General features: G+C 41.5%; 16 protein-coding genes. 8 read left to right on the top strand and 8 right to left on the bottom strand.

The window, feature by feature from the left end; translation table 11 throughout:
* Positions 1–60 precede the first annotated feature (60 nt).
* Positions 61–585, bottom strand: a complete 525-nt coding sequence (locus tag V7783_RS16530; RefSeq protein ID WP_335679651.1) for a hypothetical protein — start codon at positions 583–585, stop codon at positions 61–63.
* A gap of 222 nt (positions 586–807) precedes the next feature.
* On the opposite strand from V7783_RS16530, the gene V7783_RS16535 reads away from it, so the two are divergent.
* A complete protein-coding gene (locus V7783_RS16535; protein ID WP_335679652.1) occupies positions 808–1494 on the top strand; it encodes a DUF3313 family protein in 687 nt (228 codons plus the stop codon).
* Between the two features lie 52 nt (positions 1495–1546).
* Here V7783_RS16535 and V7783_RS16540 read toward each other — a convergent pair whose 3' ends face one another.
* The 5 genes from V7783_RS16540 to V7783_RS16560 all read right to left on the bottom strand — a co-directional run bounded on the left by V7783_RS16540 (position 1547) and on the right by V7783_RS16560 (position 7810).
* Entirely contained in the window at positions 1547–2212 is a 666-nt protein-coding gene (locus V7783_RS16540; RefSeq protein WP_335679653.1) for a class I SAM-dependent methyltransferase, read from the bottom strand.
* 11 nt (positions 2213–2223) lie between these two features.
* Positions 2224–5874, bottom strand: coding sequence for an AAA family ATPase (locus V7783_RS16545; protein ID WP_335679654.1), 3651 nt, complete (start codon positions 5872–5874; stop codon positions 2224–2226).
* Positions 5871–7112 (bottom strand): exonuclease SbcCD subunit D, encoded by a 1242-nt coding sequence (locus V7783_RS16550; RefSeq protein WP_335679655.1) that lies wholly within the window; start codon positions 7110–7112, stop codon positions 5871–5873. Before V7783_RS16550 ends, V7783_RS16545 begins: the two co-directional genes overlap by 4 nt.
* 75 nt (positions 7113–7187) lie before the next feature.
* Positions 7188–7427, bottom strand: coding sequence for a hypothetical protein (locus tag V7783_RS16555; RefSeq protein ID WP_335679656.1), 240 nt, complete (start codon positions 7425–7427; stop codon positions 7188–7190).
* Positions 7428–7555: 128 nt separating this feature from the next.
* Positions 7556–7810 carry a hypothetical protein gene (locus tag V7783_RS16560; protein WP_335679657.1) on the bottom strand — a complete coding sequence of 85 codons (255 nt, stop codon included), beginning with the start codon at positions 7808–7810 and terminating at the stop codon, positions 7556–7558.
* Between the two features lie 237 nt (positions 7811–8047).
* On the opposite strand from V7783_RS16560, the gene V7783_RS16565 reads away from it, so the two are divergent.
* The 4 genes from V7783_RS16565 to V7783_RS16580 all read left to right on the top strand — a co-directional run bounded on the left by V7783_RS16565 (position 8048) and on the right by V7783_RS16580 (position 12717).
* Complete coding sequence (locus tag V7783_RS16565; RefSeq protein ID WP_335679658.1) at positions 8048–10489, top strand: M1 family metallopeptidase; 2442 nt, start codon at positions 8048–8050, stop codon at positions 10487–10489.
* A complete protein-coding gene (locus V7783_RS16570) occupies positions 10489–10998 on the top strand; it encodes a DUF6702 family protein (RefSeq protein WP_335679659.1) in 510 nt (169 codons plus the stop codon). Before V7783_RS16565 ends, V7783_RS16570 begins: the two co-directional genes overlap by 1 nt.
* A gap of 176 nt (positions 10999–11174) precedes the next feature.
* The gene (locus V7783_RS16575) at positions 11175–11813 is read left to right on the top strand and encodes an HAD family hydrolase (protein ID WP_335679660.1); all 639 of its coding nucleotides are present in this window, start codon (positions 11175–11177) and stop codon (positions 11811–11813) included.
* Between the two features lie 178 nt (positions 11814–11991).
* Positions 11992–12717, top strand: coding sequence for a YebC/PmpR family DNA-binding transcriptional regulator (locus V7783_RS16580; RefSeq protein WP_335679661.1), 726 nt, complete (start codon positions 11992–11994; stop codon positions 12715–12717).
* A 244-nt stretch (positions 12718–12961) separates the two neighbouring features.
* Here V7783_RS16580 and V7783_RS16585 read toward each other — a convergent pair whose 3' ends face one another.
* Positions 12962–15139 (bottom strand): malate synthase G, encoded by a 2178-nt coding sequence (locus V7783_RS16585; RefSeq protein ID WP_335679662.1) that lies wholly within the window; start codon positions 15137–15139, stop codon positions 12962–12964.
* 259 nt (positions 15140–15398) lie between these two features.
* Between V7783_RS16585 and V7783_RS16590 the strand changes: the two genes are divergently transcribed.
* A complete protein-coding gene (locus V7783_RS16590) occupies positions 15399–17000 on the top strand; it encodes an isocitrate lyase (protein WP_335679663.1) in 1602 nt (533 codons plus the stop codon).
* A 653-nt stretch (positions 17001–17653) separates the two neighbouring features.
* On the opposite strand, the gene V7783_RS16595 is transcribed toward V7783_RS16590, so the two are convergent.
* Complete coding sequence (locus V7783_RS16595; RefSeq protein WP_335679664.1) at positions 17654–19678, bottom strand: S9 family peptidase; 2025 nt, start codon at positions 19676–19678, stop codon at positions 17654–17656.
* Positions 19679–19815: 137 nt separating this feature from the next.
* On the opposite strand from V7783_RS16595, the gene V7783_RS16600 reads away from it, so the two are divergent.
* Both V7783_RS16600 and V7783_RS16605 read left to right on the top strand, forming a co-directional pair.
* Complete coding sequence (locus V7783_RS16600; RefSeq protein ID WP_335679665.1) at positions 19816–20196, top strand: VOC family protein; 381 nt, start codon at positions 19816–19818, stop codon at positions 20194–20196.
* A gap of 23 nt (positions 20197–20219) precedes the next feature.
* Positions 20220–20981, top strand: a complete 762-nt coding sequence (locus tag V7783_RS16605) for a polysaccharide deacetylase family protein (protein WP_335679666.1) — start codon at positions 20220–20222, stop codon at positions 20979–20981.

Consider the following 20981-nt stretch of genomic DNA (forward strand, 5'->3'; position numbering starts at 1 on the left):
AGTCATCACGCTTTAATTAAACTTATTAGCTAAACCTATTAGTTAAAGCGTGTAAAAACGTTATTGTTTTCGAGCTTTGTTAGTCGATGATTTTTTTATTTCCCGCCAGTGAAAAAGTGAAACAGTCATAACAATTAATAAACAGCTGAATGCAATCTCTATTAAAGGCGACACTTGCTGTAACAAACTTCTTGGTGTCTGGTGACTTATCTGTTGGCCTAAAAACTCACCTGCTTGTGGTTGGTGTGCTGGTAAAGTGATTTCAAAGACTTGATCATCCGGGTGAGCTTCTGCAGGTTTTGAGGTACCCCCTGATTGCTGCAGTGACTGAGCCGCTACTTTGCCTTTACTACACTTAACAGTTCTACTTTCACTGTTTACTTGAACCTTGCAGCGTTGTTGCGGTTGATAAACGTCATACCCTGAAGGTTGTTTTTTATAACGGTGATAAAAATATGACTCGAGTGTTAAACCTGCTGTAGGCGCGTCATTATGTGCTAATGATTGCGGTGCAGTATTTACTGTTGTTGCTATGCATAAGGGCGACAAGCCCAGTGTCACTAAGATAAAAATCCATTTTCTCATTAGTTTACGTCCTGTAAAAGATGAGTGTACAGACTACCAGTATTTTCAATTGAAGCCAAGGTTTGCGTTATGGGTACTTGGCAGATGACTGTTCTGATTGCTTAATAATCATTGTATGCTAAATTTTAACAGCATTAACTTTACAAAAATTTGCACTGTGGATATTAGAGCTACCCCATTAAGGTTCTACTCAAATACACTGCGCTTAAAAGGATAATTAGAATGAAAAAGTCATTGTTGGTAGTAAGTTTAACTATGTTGCTAGGTGCGTGCTCTTCTTCACCGTTGAGTGTTGATACAACTGAACAAACGAAAGACGGTTTATCTAAAATCGAAAACGCAAAAATGAATATGGCCTATGTAAAGGCAGGCACAGATTGGAGCCGTTTCACGAAAGTTTACTTTGCCCCTGTTATTGTCACCAATGAGCATCCTGAAGGCTACAAAGCACCACGTATTGACCGCCGTACAGAAGGCTTTGATGCAACTTATGATTTAGATGCTAACGCGCTGAGCAAGCTTGCTGAGGCCTTTAATCAAACAGTAAGCTCAGTTTTTAATGATGAACAACCCTATCAATTAGTCTCAGCCCCCGATGCTAATACGCTTATTGTTGAAGCGTATGTGACAGACATCCGATTAGCTGCGCCTATTGAGTCGAGTCGCCGTAGTTTTCAAAGTGGCGGTGCAACATACACCCAAAATAGTGGCTCTATGGTACTGCTTGCGCAGATAAAAGACGGTAAAGATAATACGGTTATAGCAAAAGCTGCCGACCGAAGCCAAGCTATGGATCAATGGCAACAAAATACACAAGTATTTAATATGGGAGACGTAAAAACCGTTTATCGTAATTGGGCTAATGATTTTAAAAATGCGTTGATGCAAACCCGAGCAGCCGCTAATTAAGTTTATTAATAAGCTCAACCGAAGCTGTAGCGGGTTGAGCTTATCCTGCCGTTTAACGTTTTTGAATTACATAACCGCTAAAGCTGAGCGCTTTAAAATACAATTTAGGTGTACTGAAGCCTGAATTATCGAGTAGCTCCGAAAGACGTAATCGGTCTAATGGGTAAAACTCATGCTCAAAATTATGTTTCATGCGTTCTACGCCAATATCAGTTAGTCCTAATTGTTGGCAAAGAGTAAATTGTGCATCGCGCTCAAAACCTGTTTCTGGGCGCATTAAGTCAGCTAAATACAGTTGTGCTGATGGCTTTAACTGCTTGGCTACGGCACGAAGTAATGATTTTTTATCGCCATTATCAGCAATAAAGTGAAGTACCAACAAACATAGTGCGGCATCAAAAGTAGCTGTTAATTGTTCGATATCGCCAACATGGATAGTTACTCGATCACTAATACCTAAATCAGCAAAGCGTTTTTGGCCAATATTGAGCATATCAGTTGAAATATCTTGTGCAGTGAAATGCCAGCTTGGATTAAGCGCGGCAAGTGCAGCAATATCTTTGCCGGTGCCTGAGCCAACTACGAGAATATGGGCATTATCGGGCAATGTTGCTTTTAGCTGTGCTGCTGTTGTGGAATGTAATAAATCATAACCTGGCACTAAACGAGTAATGCGTGAATCGTACTCTTTGGCTTCTTCATGGGTAAATGTTGGCATCAATCAATCCTTTAAATTATAGAGATAGTTGAATAACCACCGGGCTTTTTAGCAACATGAACCTGCGTTGCAACCCGTTCGGTCATTTGTGATACATGGGAAATTACTCCGACTTTACGCCCTTGCGCTTGTAACGAGTCAAGTGCATCCATGGCAATACTAAGTGTTTCACTGTCTAACGTACCAAAGCCTTCATCAATAAACAAAGAATTAATGCTTACTTTGTTTGATGATAGCGAAGCAAGCCCTAGCGCCAGCGCCAGTGACACTAAAAATGATTCACCGCCAGAGAGCGTATTCACTGAGCGCTGTTCGTCGGCCATATCTTTATCAATAATCGCAATATCTAAGCTCTGCTCTATGGCTGTTAATTCGTAGCGCTTATTAAGTGTTCGCAAATGGCTATTGGCATAATGTAGCAATATTTTTAAGGTTTGAGTTTGCGCTAAGTTACGCATGGTTTTACCTGTAGCATCGCCGAGCACTTTATTGAGCAAATGCCACTGCTCAACTTGCAGTTGCGAGGCCGCGAGTTCCTGTTGTTTACCTTGCAAAGCCTGGCTGTTTTGGTTGTGTTGCTCAAGTGCTGTATTGGTCTCAAGTTGTGATTTTTGCAGTGCGTTCTGCTGCTCGGTTAATGCATTTAACTGTGCTGTAAGTTCGTCTGTGGTTTGCTCTGGTTTATCGCTACTTTGGTGTTGTTCATGAGCGCTTTGTTGTTGTTTTAATGCCGCATTTGCATCAACAACGGCTTGTGTTAATTGCTCATGTTGCTGTAATTTCGCTTTAATATCATCATTGCTTAGAGTTAGTAAAATAGCGATCTGTTCATGGCTAATATCGGTATATTGGCTTGCAAATTCACAAAACCATTGCTCGTAGCGGGCTGTTAACGAACTTAGTTCTTGGCTGTTCTCCGCTATGCGTTGTTGATGATTATTAATTGCAATCACCTGTTCGTCACGTTGCTTGATTGCCAGGTCATGGGCTTGCTGGCTTTGTGCTAGTTGTGTTTGACATTGCTCATGCTGCGTCGCGAGCCTTGCTTGGTAATCGTCTACGCTAATTTGCTCATTATTAAATAGTGCCAATCGTTCACTTTGGGTGTTGCTATGCTGCTGCTGTGCTTTTGCTAGCTCGCCACTTAACGCGTTTAGCGCTTGTTCGCTTTCGCTGATCAACGGGTGGAGTTGCTGAGTTTTTTGTTCGCTACTATCAAGCTGTTTTTGAGTGCCCTCAAGCAAGGTTTGAGTGTGTTGGTATTGCTCTATCTGCTGGGCAAGCTGATTGAGATCAAGTGTATTGTTTTGCAGTTGCTGCCAAAATTCACTTTGCGAAAACTGTGCGTCCAGGGTTTGCGTTAATTCATTTATTTGCGAATTTAGTTCATTGTGTTTGTTGCTTAACTGATTAAGTTGATGGCTTAAATCAACATGTTGGTTGTGCAACTGTTGTTGAATTTGTTGTTCTGCTTTGAGCTTGTTTTGCAGTTGGTTTACTTTTTCTTGCAGCTCATGCTGGCGTTTTTGCACTGCAAAGTACTGTGCTTTTTGCTCATTCAGTTGCTGGTAATGCGAGTCTAGCTGTTCAGCCGTTAAGTCATTCAGTTCACTGCGGGTACTTTGCATGGTGTTTTTAATGTCTAGCTGTTTGGCTTGCACAGTCTGTATCGTCTGTCCTAATTGTGCATGCTCAGCGACTAACACAGCATGTTGAGTTTGCTGCTGATGTAGTTGTGTTTGTGCTTGTTCATAACGCTGTTTAGCGTGGCCATAGTCACTTTCAAAGTCGGTGATTAAATTCTCTAATTGCTGGTTTTGAGCAGTCACAAATGGGTGCTCTGTAGCGCCACAAACAATACATGGTTCGTTAGGAGCAAGTTGAGCGCGAAGGTGTTCAACATTTTCACTGGCACGCAGCCGTGCTTGATTAAGCGTATATTCGCTGTGTTTTAGGGTTTGCTCACAGGTTAATAAATTTTGCTGCAATGTTGCTTGTTGCTGTTCGCTGTGAGTCAATTTGTTAGTCAGTTCGCCCTGTTGCTGCGCACTGTGTTTTAACTCTTGGCTAAACTGCTTATAGCGTTCACGCTGCTCTTTTAGGTAGTCAATACTTTTTAGTTGGGCGTCACACTGCTCAATATTAAATTGATTTTGCTGCTGATTGAGCTGCTGGAGTGCAGTTTGTTCAAGCACTAACGCTTGCTCACTTGCTGCAACTTGGTTATTTTGCGCGGTCAGTTGCTCATGGTGATTAGACTGCTCAGCGCTTAGCTGTTTATTTTGTACCGTGGTCGTGTTTAGCTGCTCGGTGGCATTGATATATTGCTTAAAACTGTGCTGATAGTAAGCCCAATCGCTTGCTAATGGCTTAAGTTGCTTATGCTGCTCTAACCATTGTAGCTGCTCAGTATTACGTTTTTCTGCTGCGGCGTGCTCTGTTTGATTGTGTTTAAGTTGCTGCTGCAATTTTGTTAATTGTGATTGTTCTTTATCTGCTTGCAGGCAGAGGCTTGTTATATTTTGTGCATCGATTGCCAATTGATTATCAAGCTTTCGAGCCTTGCTGAGCAGTGGCTCTGCGTTTTTCTGCTGCTGCTTAGCTGTTTGCAAGGCTTGACTGTGTTGTTCAACAGTACTAGCAAGGCTGGCAATCAGTGTCTTATGATCAATATTTTTTAAGTCACTAAGTTTAGCGTTCAGCTCATAATTTTGTGTGGTTAAGCTTTTAAAACGAATGCGGTTGTCTTTAATTTCCAGCGCACTTTGTGCTTGTTTCGCTTGCTCACTTTGTTTTGCTATCGCAGCAAGGGCAGCGCTGGCTTGTTGTTGGTTTTGTTGAGCTTGCTGCAAAGCCTGTGCTAATTTGTTGGCTTGTTGATACCAATTAACGCCCTGCTCTGCGTTGAGTACTCGTTGCTTTGCTTGTTTTAGTTGTAGCTCTAATTCTGCTAGTTGTGCCTTTTTAGCCGTTAACTCTTCATCTGTGAGTAAGGTATAACTTGCCAGGCTTGCTTTTAATAACTCTAAGTTATCTTTTTGCTCTTTATGGCGCTCAAAAATTCGCTTGCCTATGAGGCTAAATTTATCTGTGCCAGTTAAACACTCTAGAAGGTGTGCGCGTTCATCGCCGGTGGCTTTTAAAAATGCAGCAAACTCATGTTGTGCTAATAAAACCGCACGAGAGAACTGCTCAAAGCTAAGCCCTATTTTACTTTCAATGTGCTTGATGGTGTTACTTTTATCGGCAATAAGCGCTTCGTCAGGTAAGCTAAATAGGCTATGTTCGGCGGTTTTTAATTTTCCAGTTACCTTTTTATGAGCTCGTTGTATTGTGTATCTTGCTCTATATTGGCATTTATCTTGACCTACAAAGTCCACCTCGGCATAGCCTGTTGATGTACCTCTGCGTAGTAAATTACGAGGGTCATTAAGCTTAATGCTGTCGCCATTAAAATCTATTAAGTTACCTTTATCGCCTTTTAGTCTGGCTGTTTTAGTATAAAGGGCTAAGCAAATTGCATCTAAAAAAGTACTTTTTCCTGCTCCTGTATCGCCGGTAATAGCGAACAACCCGGCATCTTTTAAGGGCGCTTTGGTAAAGTCTATTTCAGCATCAACAATTGAGGCTAAATTATGGATCCGAACCGCGGTTATTTTCATAGTTGCTCTTGCTCCGCCAGTTCACTGATCACTTCGTTTAAAAGCGTTTTTAATTCAGCTGGTACGCTTTGCCCAACCATATCTTTATTATTTGCGAATGCTTGCTCTAATAAGGTTTGTGGGTTGAGCATCTCAACTTGGCTTAAATCTTCAAACACAGCGCTTTGTTGCTGCTTATTTACTTGCCGTACACGTTCAATACCACAAAAATTGACTGCTTTATTTTCTAGCGCTTTTTCTATTTGTTCTCTAAAAGTGGTATCGGTATCTGAGGCACTGAGCTTGACCCTTAAATAAGGGGCTTGACTGTAACTGCTGAGATCCAATGCAGCTATTTGCTCGCATAATTGTTCAACGGGAACACACTCGCCTTCAGGAAGCAGAATGACCTCAGCTGCACGTGGAATGTAAAGGGGGTTTACAATCACTTCGAGTTGCTTGTTTTTGGTTGTGAACTTAACAACGGATACTTGGTGTTTATAATTACGCTCAGAGAACGACATAGGCATCGGTGTGCCGCTATAACGAATAGTGTCAGACTTGGCGACCTTCTGCGCTTTATGTAAATGTCCAAGCGCCACGTAATTTGCCTGATCACTAAAGATTTGTGCGGTGACTGATTCTTCACTACCAATTATTAAATTGCGCTCTGAATCACTGGAAATATCGCCACCTTTTGCATGTAAGTGGCCCATGATGAGCAACGGCGTAGCGGCAGGTTTATCTTTGAGTGCACAATCGCTACTGAGTTGATAGGCCTTAGCAATGCCCTGAGCGTAATCCTGCCCGTTTTCAGTATTACTTAAGGTTGTAACGTCACTAGCGCGTAAAAAGGGCATAGCGACGATATGAGCGCTTATACGGTCTGTATTTATACGGATCACAACATCATCAGGATTATTTACATCAAAGCGCCCTACTACGTGCGTATCAAACTGTGCCAGCAAAGGTTTTGCGGTCATGATGCGATTTGCGGAGTCATGGTTACCAGCAATAATCACTATCTGTAATACTGGGCAGCGTTTTTTTACATTTTTGATGAATTGATAAAGTTGATTTTCACTGCTCGCAGGCGGAGTCGCTGTGTGATAAATATCACCTGCAACTAACAGTAAATCGATTTCTTCATTGACGAGCGTGTCAATCAGCCAGCTAAAAAACTGCTGGTGTTCATCTGTACGGTGATGCTCATAAAATTGTTGGCCAAGGTGCCAATCGGAGGTATGTAAGACTTTCATGTCACGCTCTTAAAATCAGTTAAGAGCGTCAATATACCCAAGCTAAATTAAGATGCAAGGGCATAGTCTCAATCTTTAAGCGCTGAGGTTATACCAAGCAAAAATTACAATCGGTAATGCCAATAAAGCCATCACTAAAGGGACTTTTAATGCTTTGGTCTGTTTTGCTTGTAACACTTTTAACGCATTAGATTCGTTACAGGCAGCCACCTTATCGATATAAAAGTAGCCTGAATCTAGATACTGTTTACAACTTTGTTCATCTGCTGGAATTGCAATCAATTCTTGTTGTTTTTTTAGGATATAAAAATCCATATGCCCACCGCATTTTACTTGATTGTTGAAACATATTTGAAAGGCAAAGCCATGCTTTTAAACCCCTCAAATTAAAAAAGTGGGCGATTTTAAATACAAATGACTACAAAGGTCAACTAAAGAATTCACTATTTAGTAATTAAACTAAAAATAGCCGAAATTAGGCTCAAAGTTACGGTAATAACCATCAATATGCTGCATAAAACACGCCAGTTTTTGTATTTTTTATTTTGTTTTGGAAAGCGCTTAAGGGCATCATTTTTATCGTATGCGGCTATTACTTCAACAAACTGAAAGCCTCTATTTTTGTATTCATTCAGCTGTTTAGTTTGAGCTGGAATAGCGGCTACCCGATCATCTTTTTTTACAATGTAAAATTTCATCAGCAACCTTTAGTAAACATCCATTAACTTAACTGTAAAACATGCGCATGAATTGCGCCTGAACTTTATGCAATGGCTGCTGTAAACCCCCTTTACATTACTTTTATTTTTAAGATTTATGACGGTTTTCGTATATCTCATTTTCTACCCTATAAAAGCGGTGGTTTGTCGCTATTTTATTGAATAATTGTGACCATTTTGACAAAGTAAGCTAACGGAAATTTAACAGGGTTAATTATGAAAAAAGCAGTAATAACTTTAGGTGCTTTGTTTTTACCACTTGCGCTCTCAAGTTCTGTTTTGGCTTCTTCAGTTGAGCAAACAAAAGGCAGCTATGTGGATAAGTTTCGTCAACTTGATGAAGCGCTCCCTACGCCGAATGTATACCGCAGTGCAGCCGGTGAACCCGGTGAGAAATATTGGCAGCAACAAGTTAATTATGATATTGACGTTAAGTTAGATGAAAAAGCACGTCGTTTAACGGCAAGCCAAACGATTGAATATAAAAATAACTCACCACATACGTTGAAGTATTTATGGTTGCAACTCGACCAAAATATCTTTAAAAGTGATTCAATCGCAGAACGTACTGCAACCTTTAACGCTGATAAATTACAAGGTCGTCCAGACGACAAACCGGCAAAGTTAAGCTTAGGGCAACTTCGTCGTCAGCAATTTATGAGCGATAATGAGTTAGGTTTTACGGTCGCTAATGTTAAAGATGATAGCGGTAAAGAGCTAAAAGTAACTGTGGTTGATACGTTAATGCGTATTGATTTAAACGAGCCTCTAAAACCGGGTAAAGATGTGGAGTTCAGCATGGACTTTGCTTTCAACATTGTTGAAGAAGATGCCGTTGGCGCTCGTTCAGGTTATGAGCATTTTGAAGAAGATGGTAATGACATCTTTTTACTTGCGCAGTGGTTCCCGCGTTTAGCTGCATATACGGACTATGAAGCTTGGACTAACAAAGCGTTTTTAGGCAGTGGTGAATTTACCCTTGAATTTGGCGATTATGATGTTGAGATCACTGTGCCTGCGGATCATATCGTATCAGCAACGGGGAAGCTTGATAATGCCAGCAGCGTGTTAACCCGCACTCAACGTAATCGTTTAGAAGAAGCTGAAAAAGCAAAACGCCCTGTATTTGTTGTTACAGAGGAAGAAGCCTTAGAGAACGAAAAAGAAGGCACAGATAAAACTAAAACATGGCACTTTAAAGCTGAAAACGTGCGTGACTTTGCATGGGCGTCATCACGTAAATTTATGTGGGATGCAAAAGGCTATCAACAAGGTGGTGATGATCAGCCTTTCGTCATGGCGATGTCATTCTTCCCGAAAGAAGGCGGTGATTTATGGAAAAAATACTCGACTGAAGCCATTGTTCATACCATGGAAGTCTACTCACGTTTCTCGTTTGATTACCCTTATCCTGTAGCTCAGTCTGTGAATGGCCCGGTCGGTGGTATGGAATATCCAATGATCACGTTTAACGGCCCGCGTACCAAACTACAAGACGACGGCACTCGCACTTACTCGCAAGCTGAAAAACGCTTTTTGATTGGCGTGGTGATCCACGAAGTTGGTCACATCTATTTCCCTATGGTTGTAAATTCAGATGAGCGCCAATGGACCTGGATGGATGAAGGTTTAAATAGCTTTTTAGATGGCGTAGCCGGACGTGAGTGGGATCCAACCATTCCATGGGGCGTAGAGCCACGTGATATCGTCGCGTATATGAAATCTGAAAACCAAGTGCCAGTTATGACGCAGTCTGACAGTGTATTGCGCTTAGGGCCTAATGCCTATACTAAACCTGCGGCAGCACTTAATATTCTCCGTGAAGTTATTTTAGGACGAGAGTTATTTGACTTTGCCTTTAAAGAATATGCATTGCGCTGGAAATATAAGCGCCCTACCCCAGCTGACTTTTTCCGTACCATGGAAGAAGCGTCAGGGGTTGATTTAGATTGGTTCTGGCGTGGTTGGTTTTACACCACAGACCATGTTGATATCTCATTAGATAAAGTCTATCAATTGCGTTTAGATACCAAAAACCCAGATATTGATTTTAACCGCTTACGTGATATTGAAGCAGCTAAGCCAATGCCGTTATTTGTAGAGCGTAACAAAGCCGAAGGTAAGAAGTTATGGGTTGAAGAAAACCCAGACGTGACCGATTTCTATGACGGCAATGACCGCTTTACTGTAACGAATAAAGAGCGTAACTCGTATAACAAGTTCTTAAAAGGTTTAGAGCCGTGGGAGCGTAAAGTACTGGATCGTGCAGTTGAAGAAGATAAAAATTACTATGTACTTGAGTTTTCAAACTTGGGTGGTTTAGTAATGCCAATTCTACTTGAGCTTACTTTTGAAGACGGCAGTAAAGAAGAACAGTATATTCCGGCTGAAATTTGGCGCCGTAATCATAAGCATGTACAGAAGCTAATTATCACTGATAACAATAAGCCGCTTGTGTCAGTTTCTGTTGATCCGCGCTGGGAAACGGCTGATGTAGATGTTGAAAACAATAACTACCCTCGTCGTATTATTCCATCACGTATTGAAGTGTATAAACGTGATAAGAGTAAAGCGAAAGTCAGCCGCGATATCATGCATGATATTAAAACTGAATTAAAAAATGATGAAGAAAATGATGACGCTAAGGAACAAGAATAATGCGCTTTTTTCTCATCACCCTTGCTTTACTCGTTGCTGCGCCTGCAATGGCGCATCAACTAAAAGCGTCCGTAACCACGGTTTTATTTAATAAACGTACCAACAACATTGAGTTGATGCATCGTTTTTATTTACATGATACCGAGCATGCTGTGGAGCATTTATTTCCTGGCAATGCCGATATTATAAGCAATAAAGAAGATCAACAACGCTTTGCGCAGTACATCGAATCACATGTTGCTCTGCAAACTTTGGAAGGTAAGCCATTAAAATTGCAGGAAGTGGGCGCTCAAATAGATGGAAAGTTCTTTTGGGTATACCAAGAAGCCCCTATCCCTACAGATATTAAAGGCATTCGCATGAGTCATGGTGCACTGCGTGATTTATGGCCTGCACAAGTCAATATGGTTAATGTGGAAGGTAAAGGCAAAGTAAAAACCTTGCATTTCACTCAAGACGATACTTGGCTAGAAGCCCGCTTTGAGCCAGTCGCAACAACCAGTAATTAACTTAAATAGTAACTTCCCAACCGATGAGCACAGTAGTTTTGTGCGCTTTTTTTATTTAAATTTCTTTTCATAGCCAATTACTTAAACTATCTTATAGGAAGTTACTGGGATGAATTTGAAATCATACCAATCGTGTTAAGTATTTAAGTCGATTGGTATCATAAACAAGGAATGATATGAATATGCATCAGAGCATGGTCGCCGGGGTCATTTTTGATTTAGATGGCACGCTTATGTCATCGGAATTAGATTTTACCTTGATAAAGGCGCAAATTAGTTGCCCAGCAGAGCTCGATTTACTTAGTTTTATAGCCCAACTTCCTTCGCCTTATATGCGTGAAGAAGCAATGAATATTGTTCACCAGCACGAGCTAATGGATGCTCAACACGCAACCCTGTTACCTGGCGTAGCGCAGGCAATTGCACGGTTAAAAGAGCAAGCTATACCAATGGCAATTGTTACGCGTAATTATGACCGCGCTGCAGCTCTTAAATTAAAAAATAATCCATTGCCAATTCAAACAGTACTAACTCGCAGTGATGCACCTGCAAAACCAGATCCTAGTGCCCTCAATGCAATTGCAACATTATGGGAAATGGAGCAGCAGTATGTACTTTATGTTGGGGATTACCTTTATGACATACAAGCGGCACATAATGCGAATATGCGCGCTTGCTTATATGCACCAGACGAGACACCTGCATATGCTAATCAAGCTGATTACATTTTAAAGCACTTTTCTGAATTACCTGAGTTAATAAACCAGCTAAGTAAAAAACAGCAACAATCATTAGCTTCACATCCTACAATTTAGTGCATTTTAATTATTATGTTAAATAGCATGTGCTTTTACTTTTATTAATACCAGACCAAGATTAAGCCATAAAAAATTAAAGAACAAAATTGTAATTTTGCTGTCATTTAATCACTAGCTGAAAACTGCGCGAATTGTTAAAATAGCGTCAATATCGAGTTTCCAATAGAGGCATAAGATGGGCAGAGCATTTGAAGTCCGTAAAAACGCCATGGCAAAAACTGCCAACGCGAAAACCAAAGTTAATTCTAAATACGGCAAAGAAATTTACGTCGCTGCAAAAAATGGTGAACCTGATCCAGAAGTAAACCAATCTCTAAAACGTTTAATCGAACGTGCTAAGCGAGATCAAGTTCCAGCGCATGTAATCGAAAAAGCGATAGAAAAAGCAGCCGGTGGTGCAGGGGAAGACTATTCAACAGCACGCTATGAAGGTTATGGCCCAGGTAATTGTATGGTGATAGTGGATTGTTTAACAGACAACCCAAATCGTACTATTAAAGATGTTCGCTTACCGTTTACGAAAACAGACTCTAAAATAGGTACTCCAGGCTGTGTCGCCCATATGTTTGACCACTTAGCTGTACTTGGTTTTTCGGGTGATGACGATGAAGTAGTGCTAGAAGCCTTGATGATGGCTGATGTGGATGTGACAGACGTTGAGGTTGAAGATGGTAAAGTGTCTGTATTTGCTCCTCATACTGAATATTACAAAGCAAAAACAGCCCTTGAAGATGCATTTTCAGATATTAACTTTGAAGTTGATGAAATTACTTTTGTACCCCAAGTCCATGTGGAAATCACCGATGCAGATGATATCGCGAATTTTGAAAAGTTTATGACGATGCTTGAAGATTGTGATGATGTACAAAATGTGTATCACAATGCAACCGTGGTTAATTAGAGTAAAGTTAGCTTGATAAGCTGTAGGTCGTGCTTTAGCGCGAAATAGGGCTTAAGTTAAAGTGATTATCTTAAGCCATCATTGTCATTTTACTAAAGCGCATTACTGTTAATGCGCTTTTTTGTTGGCTGTTGATAAGTGCTGAATGTTAGCCATTCATTGTAGTTATACCAATCGTGTTTTGGTTGCCAAAAAAAGCCAGCCCGAGGGCTGGCAATATGACACTAACAAACTCGAAGGGGAGCTATTGTTGCGCTTTAAACTTTATACGAAACGCATGCAATAATGGTTCAGTATAACCACTGGGCTGCTTCACCCCTTCTAATACAAGGGCTAGAGCGGCTTGATAGGCAATACTTTGCGCTAAACTTTGCTCAGATTCCGCCATCGCAATATAGTTTGCATCGCCCTCATTTTGACCATCGACCACTTTAGCCATTTTTGCCATAGTGTTTTCTATTTGTGCTTGCGTGCACACTCCGTGATGCAACCAGTTAGCCATATGTTGGCTGGAAATACGCAAAGTAGCTCTGTCTTCCATTAAGCCAATATGATTAATATCAGGTACTTTAGAGCAGCCTACGCCTTGGTCAATCCAGCGTACAACGTAGCCTAAAATACCTTGTGCGTTGTTATCTAGCTCAGCTTGAATATCCTCTTTTGTTAAGCTATTAGGATCTGCCAGTAAAGGAGGCGTGAGTAGCTGAGTTAAACTGGCTTGTTGACGTGCAGCAATCGCTTTTTGGCAGCTAAATACATCAACATCATGATAGTGCATAGCATGTAAGGTCGCAGCCGTAGGGGAGGGCACCCATGCGGTATTTGCGCCAGATTGCGGATGGGCAATTTTTTGCTCCATCATTAATGCCATTTTATCAGGCATGGGCCACATACCTTTACCGATTTGCGCGCGTCCACTTAAGCCTGTTTGCAAGCCGATATCAACATTACGGTCTTCGTATGCTGCTATCCAAGGTTGTTGTTTAATCGCGGCCTTTGGCAGTACAACACCGGCTTGCATTGAAGTATGAATTTCATCCCCCGTGCGGTCCAAAAAGCCGGTATTAATAAATACAACACGCTCTTTAGCTGCTGCTATACAGGCCTTTAGATTGACAGAGGTACGGCGTTCTTCATCCATAATACCCATTTTTACGGTGTTTGCAGGAAGTTGTAGTAACTGCTCCACACGACTAAATAAAGTATTAGTAAAGGCCACTTCTTCTGGGCCATGCATTTTTGGTTTAACAATATTGATACTGGCTGCGCTGGAGTTTTTAACAGGACTGTTACCCTTTAAGTCATGCAGCGCTGCTGTAACTGTGATCACTGCATCCATAATGCCTTCAAATACATCGCGGCCTTGGCTATCTTGTATTGCAGGGTTAGTCATCAAGTGGCCAACATTACGAATGAACATCATGCTGCGGCCTTTTAGAGTAAGCGGCTGACCATTAACGCCACTGTAGTTGCGGTCGGCCGCTAAGCTACGCTCAATAGTTTTGCCTTCTTTAGTGAATGACTCAACTAGCGTGCCTTTCATTAAACCAAGCCAATTTTGGTAAACTTGTACTTTATCTTCGCCATCAACGGCGGCAACAGAATCCTCACAGTCCATAATGGTTGTTAATGCAGCTTCAAGCACCACATCTTTTAAACCTGCTTTATCGGCGCTCCCAATAGGGTGGTTATGGTCAATTTGTAGCTCAATGTGCAGGCCGTGGCTGATCAGCAAAATAGCCGTTGGATTTTGTGCTTCGCCTTGAAAACCAACAAGTTGTGCTGGTTGCTTTAACCCTGTTTGCGAGCTATCTCGTAAAGTGATAAAAAGCTGTCCATTCACTACTGAGTAATTAGTGCTTTCGATATGTGAGCCATTTTCAAGGGGGATGGCTTTATCTAAAAACTGCCTTGCATAAGCCATGACTTTAAAACCGCGCACCGGGTTATAGGCACTGCCTTTTTCGGCGCCGTCTTCTTCGCTTAACACATCAGTGCCGTATAAGGCGTCGTATAACGAACCCCAGCGAGCGTTTGCAGCATTAAGCGCGAATCGTGCATTGCTAACTGGCACAACGAGCTGCGGGCCTGCCGTGCGTGCTATTTCAGGCTCCACATTATCAGTTTCAATACAAAAGCTTTCTGGCTCAGCAACCAAATAACCGATATCAGTTAAAAACTGTTGATAGTGCTCTGCATCCCAGTGTTTGTGGGCAACATGATAGCTATCAATCTGGTGTTGTAGGTCTTCACGCTTAATAAGCAGCTGGCGGTTAATAGGGCTTAAATCATCAATAATATCAGCAAACCCTTGCCAAAAATGCGGTTCACTAATGCCGGTGCCAGGTAGTAGTTGTTGGTTAACAAAATCGGCTAATTGGCTATTTACAGTTAACCCAAACTGGCTGTGAGAGGTGGTCATAATCGGTATCCTTTTAAACGGTCGCGGTGCTAATTAAATGACGATTGTTGATTGTCGTGCTGTAACCATAACTCAAAAATGCGTGAACAGTGTGCTTTTGTCCATTCACAAAATATATAGCCGGCATAACAACTATAAATTTACTAAATCTTAAAAATCGGCCTAATGTTGTTTTAAGCGCTAACGAGCTAACCCTCATTAGCCTCTCTCACAATCAGAAATATTAATTTTGTATTAACCCGTTCAAAGGATTTTTATTATGACTACTTATCAACGTGAAACAGATTCGCTAGCAACACTTTGTCAAGCACAAGGTAAACAATGGCAGGCTATTAACCCTGAGTACGCGAGTCGTATGCGTTTGCAAAATCGCTTTCGTACTGGGCTTGATATCGCACAATTTACCGCAGATATTATGCGTGAAGATATGGCGGCATACGATGCTGATACCAGTCAATACACACAATCTTTAGGTTGCTGGCATGGTTTTACTGCGCAACAAATGATGATGGCAATTAAGCGTCATCAAAAAACAACTAAGCGCAGCTACGTATACTTAAGTGGTTGGATGGTTGCGGCACTTCGTTCTGAATTTGGCCCACTACCTGATCAAAGTATGCATGAGAAAACTTCAGTGCCGGCACTCATAGAAGAAATTTATACTTTCTTAAAACAAGCCGATGCCCGCGAATTAGACCATTTATTTAAAGATCTTGATGCAGCAAAAGCCAATGGCGGTGATGTGCAAGCAGTGCTTGATAAGATCAATAACTTTGAAAGCCATGTAGTGCCAATTATTGCAGATATTGATGCTGGTTTTGGTAATGAAGAAGCAACTTATCTACTGGCTAAAAAGATGATTGAAGCAGGTGCTTGCGCAATCCAGATTGAAAACCAAGTATCTGATGCAAAGCAATGTGGTCACCAAGCAGGTAAAGTAACGGTGCCGCATGAAGACTTTTTAGCAAAAATAAACGCGGTACGTTATGCATTCTTAGAGCTTGGTATTGATAACGGTATTATCGTAGCGCGTACGGATTCATTGGGGGCAAGTTTGACCCAAAAAGTGCCGGTATCACAAACGCCAGGCGACTTGGCCAGCCAATACAATGCGTTTTTAGAAACGACCCCAATTAATGGTGTAGAGGATTTAAACGAAGGCGACACCGCAATGAAGCTGAACGGCCAATTGTGTAAACCAACTCGTCTTGATAACGGCCTTTATCAGTTCCGTGAAGGTACAGAAAAAGACCGCGTGGTACTTGATTGCATTACCAGCTTACAGTCAGGCGCTGATTTACTATGGATTGAAACTGAGAAACCACATGTAAAACAAATTGCAGAGCTGGTAAATCGCGTTAAAGAACAAGTACCTGATGCTAAGTTGGTGTACAACAATTCACCGTCATTTAACTGGACGCTGAAATTCCGTGAGCAGGTTTATCAACAGTGGCTTGATGAAGGAAAAGACTTATCAGCTTACCCAAGCATTGATGATAATAAAGCACTGATGGCACCTGAAATGGATAATACTGAGCTGGCTCAAGCTGCCGATGTATTAGTACAAAACTTCCAACGTGATGGCGCAAGAGAAGCGGGTATTTTCCATCACTTAATTACTTTACCAACATATCATACGGCTGCGTTAAGCACGGATATCTTGTCAGAGGGCTATTTTGGCGACTTAGGAATGTTGGCTTATGTACGTGATGTACAACGTCAAGAAATTCGTCGTGAGCAAGCGTCTGTAAAGCACCAAGACTTAGCGGGATCTAACATGGGCGATACACATAAAGAGTATTTCTCTGGTGATAATGCGCTTAAAGCGGGCGGTGAAGCGAATACTATGAATCAGTTTTAAAAAGTAAAACAACATTCCAACTCAACAGTGTTACAAGGGCCGCAAGGCCCTTTTTTAGTTTATAAACAACAGTTACATTCAGTCCCGCCTTGAACAAAATTGCGCTAACTCAGATCACTATTTAACTAGCTGATAATTTCAGACTTCCGATTTGGATCAGAGTTTAACTAGCTGCTCAGTTTTACCTAAATGTTTGGATCAGTATTTAATCAGCCTAGCTTTTACTCGCTATTTTTTAATAAAAAGTACGCTTAAATGCTTTTTTTGGCTATTGGTAAGGGCAATTTCAGGTCAAAATACCTGGAATTGGTCTTTAAACTAAAAATATAAACCGATTTTTTACCAACTCTAAGCGAGAATAAACCACTTTTTTACCAACTCAAACGCCATAAACAGTGACTCAAACCGATTTTTTACCAACTCAGCGACCTAAAAATGTCATAAACCGAAATTTTACTAACTCAATTGCTAGACAAAGTCCGATACTTTTTTTAAGTATGTAAGGAGTTACTCACATTATTAGTGTAAAGGGGGTTTACAAAAAGTTAGCGAGAGTAAAGTTAGCGAGAGTAAAGTTAGCAAGGGAAAATTAGGCTAACTGCTCTAACTTTCTAAACTCGCTAACTGTACTTTCTCAGCTCGCTAACTCACTTCTATTTACTATGTTTGTCAAACCACCATTGGATATAGGCTACTTTAGCCATCAAGTTTGATGGGCGCTGCGTAATACCATGGGAGGCATCTGGAATGCGTACCATCGCAGTATCAACCCCTTGCAGTTTCAGTGCTTGGTAAAATTGCTCTGTCTCTGAAATTGGCGTACGGTAATCAGCTTCACCGGTTAATAGCATGGTTGGTGTTTTAACATTACCGACATAGCTTATTGGAGAGCGTTTCATATAATGCTCAATATGATCCCATGGTTTACCCGGGAACCAGTAGTCGGCAAAGAATGGGTAGAAGTCTGCAGTTAGTACAAAGCTGATCCAATTGATCACCGGTTTTGCTACCACGGCTGCTGCAAAGCGGTCAGTATGACCCACAATCCACGCAGTGAGCACACCACCGCCTGAGCCGCCAGTAACAAATAGTTTAGACTTATCAATAAAGCCTTTGGCAATTAAGGCGTCAACTCCGGTCATTAAATCATCAAAATCGTTACTTGGATAATTGTGATGAATCGTTTGTGCAAACTGTTTGCCGTAGGAGTCGCTGCCACGCGGGTTCATGTATAAAACCACATTACCTTTGGCTGCAAATAATTGTACTTCAGCACTAAAATGCGGGCCATAGTTGGCTACAGGGCCGCCATGAATTTCTAAAATAAGTGGGTATTTTTTGCTGCTGTCAAAGCCCGGTGGGTAAGCAACCCAGCCTTGGATTGGTAAATCGTCATGGCTTGATTTAATCCAGAACTCTTCTACTTTCGCTAGCTGCTTGTTACCTAAAGCATCATCATTTAGTTTGGTTAGGCGTAGTGTTTTGCCATTTTTAACTATGGCGATATCGGCAGGGCGCTGGGTGTCGGCTAGGGTAATTGCGACATCACCATCATCGCTGATATCAAAATCGCCACCTGAGTATGGGCGGCCAAAAGACACACTACCAATTTTTTCGGTAATGACTTTACGCTTGCCACTGCGCGGTTGATAAGCAAGTACGGTTTGTCCTTCACTGGCGTAACTAAAAAATAGGCCATTGGAGTTATCGGCCCACTTTATTTGACCAACACTGCGGTCAAAATCGGCGGTTAAACTGGTGGTTTCCCCCGATTTTAAATCACGAATATATAATTGGCTATTTTCATAATTGGTTAGTTTATCATCATAACCTGTGTAGGCGAGGTAGCGGCCATTCGGTGATACTTGAGGTTGGTTATCAGGCCCGATGCGGTCGGTGACCGCACTGATCTGTAGGTCTTTTAAGGTCAGCTGATAAATCTCGGAGTTCGTTGGTTTGAGCTTAAATTCAGCATGTCGATTTGCCGAAAAATAGAGGGTATTTCCATCATCAGCAAAGCTGATTGGTCCGCTATGATCAAAGTCACCAGAGGTTAACTGGCGAGCATTACCACTATTGGCGTCGATACTGAATAAGTGACGAAAGCCTGGTTTTGTATAGCCACCGCCATCAGCACGATAATATACATCATCAATAAACTTAGCAGGCTCAGCCCAACTGGCACCGTCGGGTTTACCAGGCAGGCTTACAGGAGAGGCAGCTTTGCTTGGCACAAATTGGCTAAACAGCAATTGGCGACCATTAGGTGTCCACTGCAAACTAGATGGGCTTTGGGTTAAGTTACTAATTTTTGCGACCGCGCCTGTTTTTAACCACTTAACATAAATTTGGCTACTGCCATCGCGTGTTGAAATAAACGCTAAGCGTGTTTCATCCGGAGAAAGCACTGGCGCATAGTCCATATGCACACCTGATGTAAGTGGCTGTAGCTGTTTGGAATTACTATCTACAGACCAAATATTACTTACTTTACGGTCGCTTTTAATATCCATGCGATTACGCACAAAGTACACCGTTTTCCCATCATTAGTCATTTCAATTTGATTGGCATATTCAAGGTCGAAAACATTTTCAAGTTGTAGAGTTTGCTGTGATGGACTGGCAAAGCTTGCAAAACTGATGGTCGTTAATAGTGCAAAAGGGGCAATCAACTTCATTGTTATTCCTTATTATTAGTTAATGATATAACTGTTATAAAGTAACGGTGATTAAAAATACACCTTAATGCGATAAGAAGTGGACAAAATAGCTTAGAACGCATAATTTAAATTAAACACAATTAAAAGGAATAATTATGATTGGCTATACAATGTTAGGTACCAATAATCTGCCAGATGCCGTGGCGTTTTATGATGAACTATTCTCTTTACTTAATGCGCAACGGTTTCTAGAGACTGACAAGTTTGTCGCTTGGAGTGTTGACCCTAAGCAGCCTGGTTTTTCAGTTACTAAACCGTATGACGGTCAGGCTGCAACAGTGGGTAATGGCACTATGATCGCGATTGCGGCTGAGACTCCTGCACAAGTAGATGCTTTTCATGCAAAGGCAATGGAACTTGGCGCAACCGATGAAGGCGCACCTGGACCGCGAGAAATGCCGGGCTTTTATGCTGGTTACTTCCGTGATTTAGACGGTAATAAACTGAATATATTTTGTTTCATTCAGGCTGCGTAATCGTGCAATTTAACGGTAAAAACATGACTAAAATAACTGTTTTATTGGCGTTGTGTGCAGGGCTTAGTTACCCAGCGGCTAACGCTCAAATAGCACCAACATGGCCAGACAATAATAAAATAGCGGTGAGCCTGTCTTATGATGATGCGTTAGTTAGTCAACTCGATAACGCAGTACCCGCACTAAATGAATACAACTTTAAAGCCTCGTTTTATATAGTGCCAAACTCAGCGAACGTGCAATCACGTATGGCTGATTGGCAAGCACTTGCAAGTCAGGGGCATGAGCTTGGTAACCACAGTTTATTTCATCCCTGCAGCGCATCTAAAGCAAACCGAGAGTGGGTTAACGAGGAGCAAAACCTTGATAATTACACCGCTGCACGCGCGATACGCGAAGTACTCACTGCGAATGTATTTTTACAAGCACTTGATGGCAAAACGCAGCGTACTTTCACGCCGCCTTGCTTTGATACTCAAGCCGCTGGTAACGATTTTATAGAGCCGCTTAAAGCGCATTTTGTGGCAATAAAAGGACTTGATCAGAGTGAGCGTTCTGTCCTTTGGGCGCCATCAGATGTGACTGGGCAGCAATTGATTGAGTATGTGAAAAACGTTCCCGCAAAAACGCAGCTGATCAATCTTCTTTTTCATGGTGTAGGTGGTGATCATTTGAGTATTTCAGTCACGGCTCACGCGCAGTTATTAGCTTTCTTAGCTGCAAATAAAGAAAAATATTACGTTGATTCATATATCAATATTATGCAGCAACAGGCAAAGGAGTGA

The organism is Pseudoalteromonas sp. (genome assembly GCF_036960685.1).
Taxonomy (GTDB): domain Bacteria; phylum Pseudomonadota; class Gammaproteobacteria; order Enterobacterales; family Alteromonadaceae; genus Pseudoalteromonas.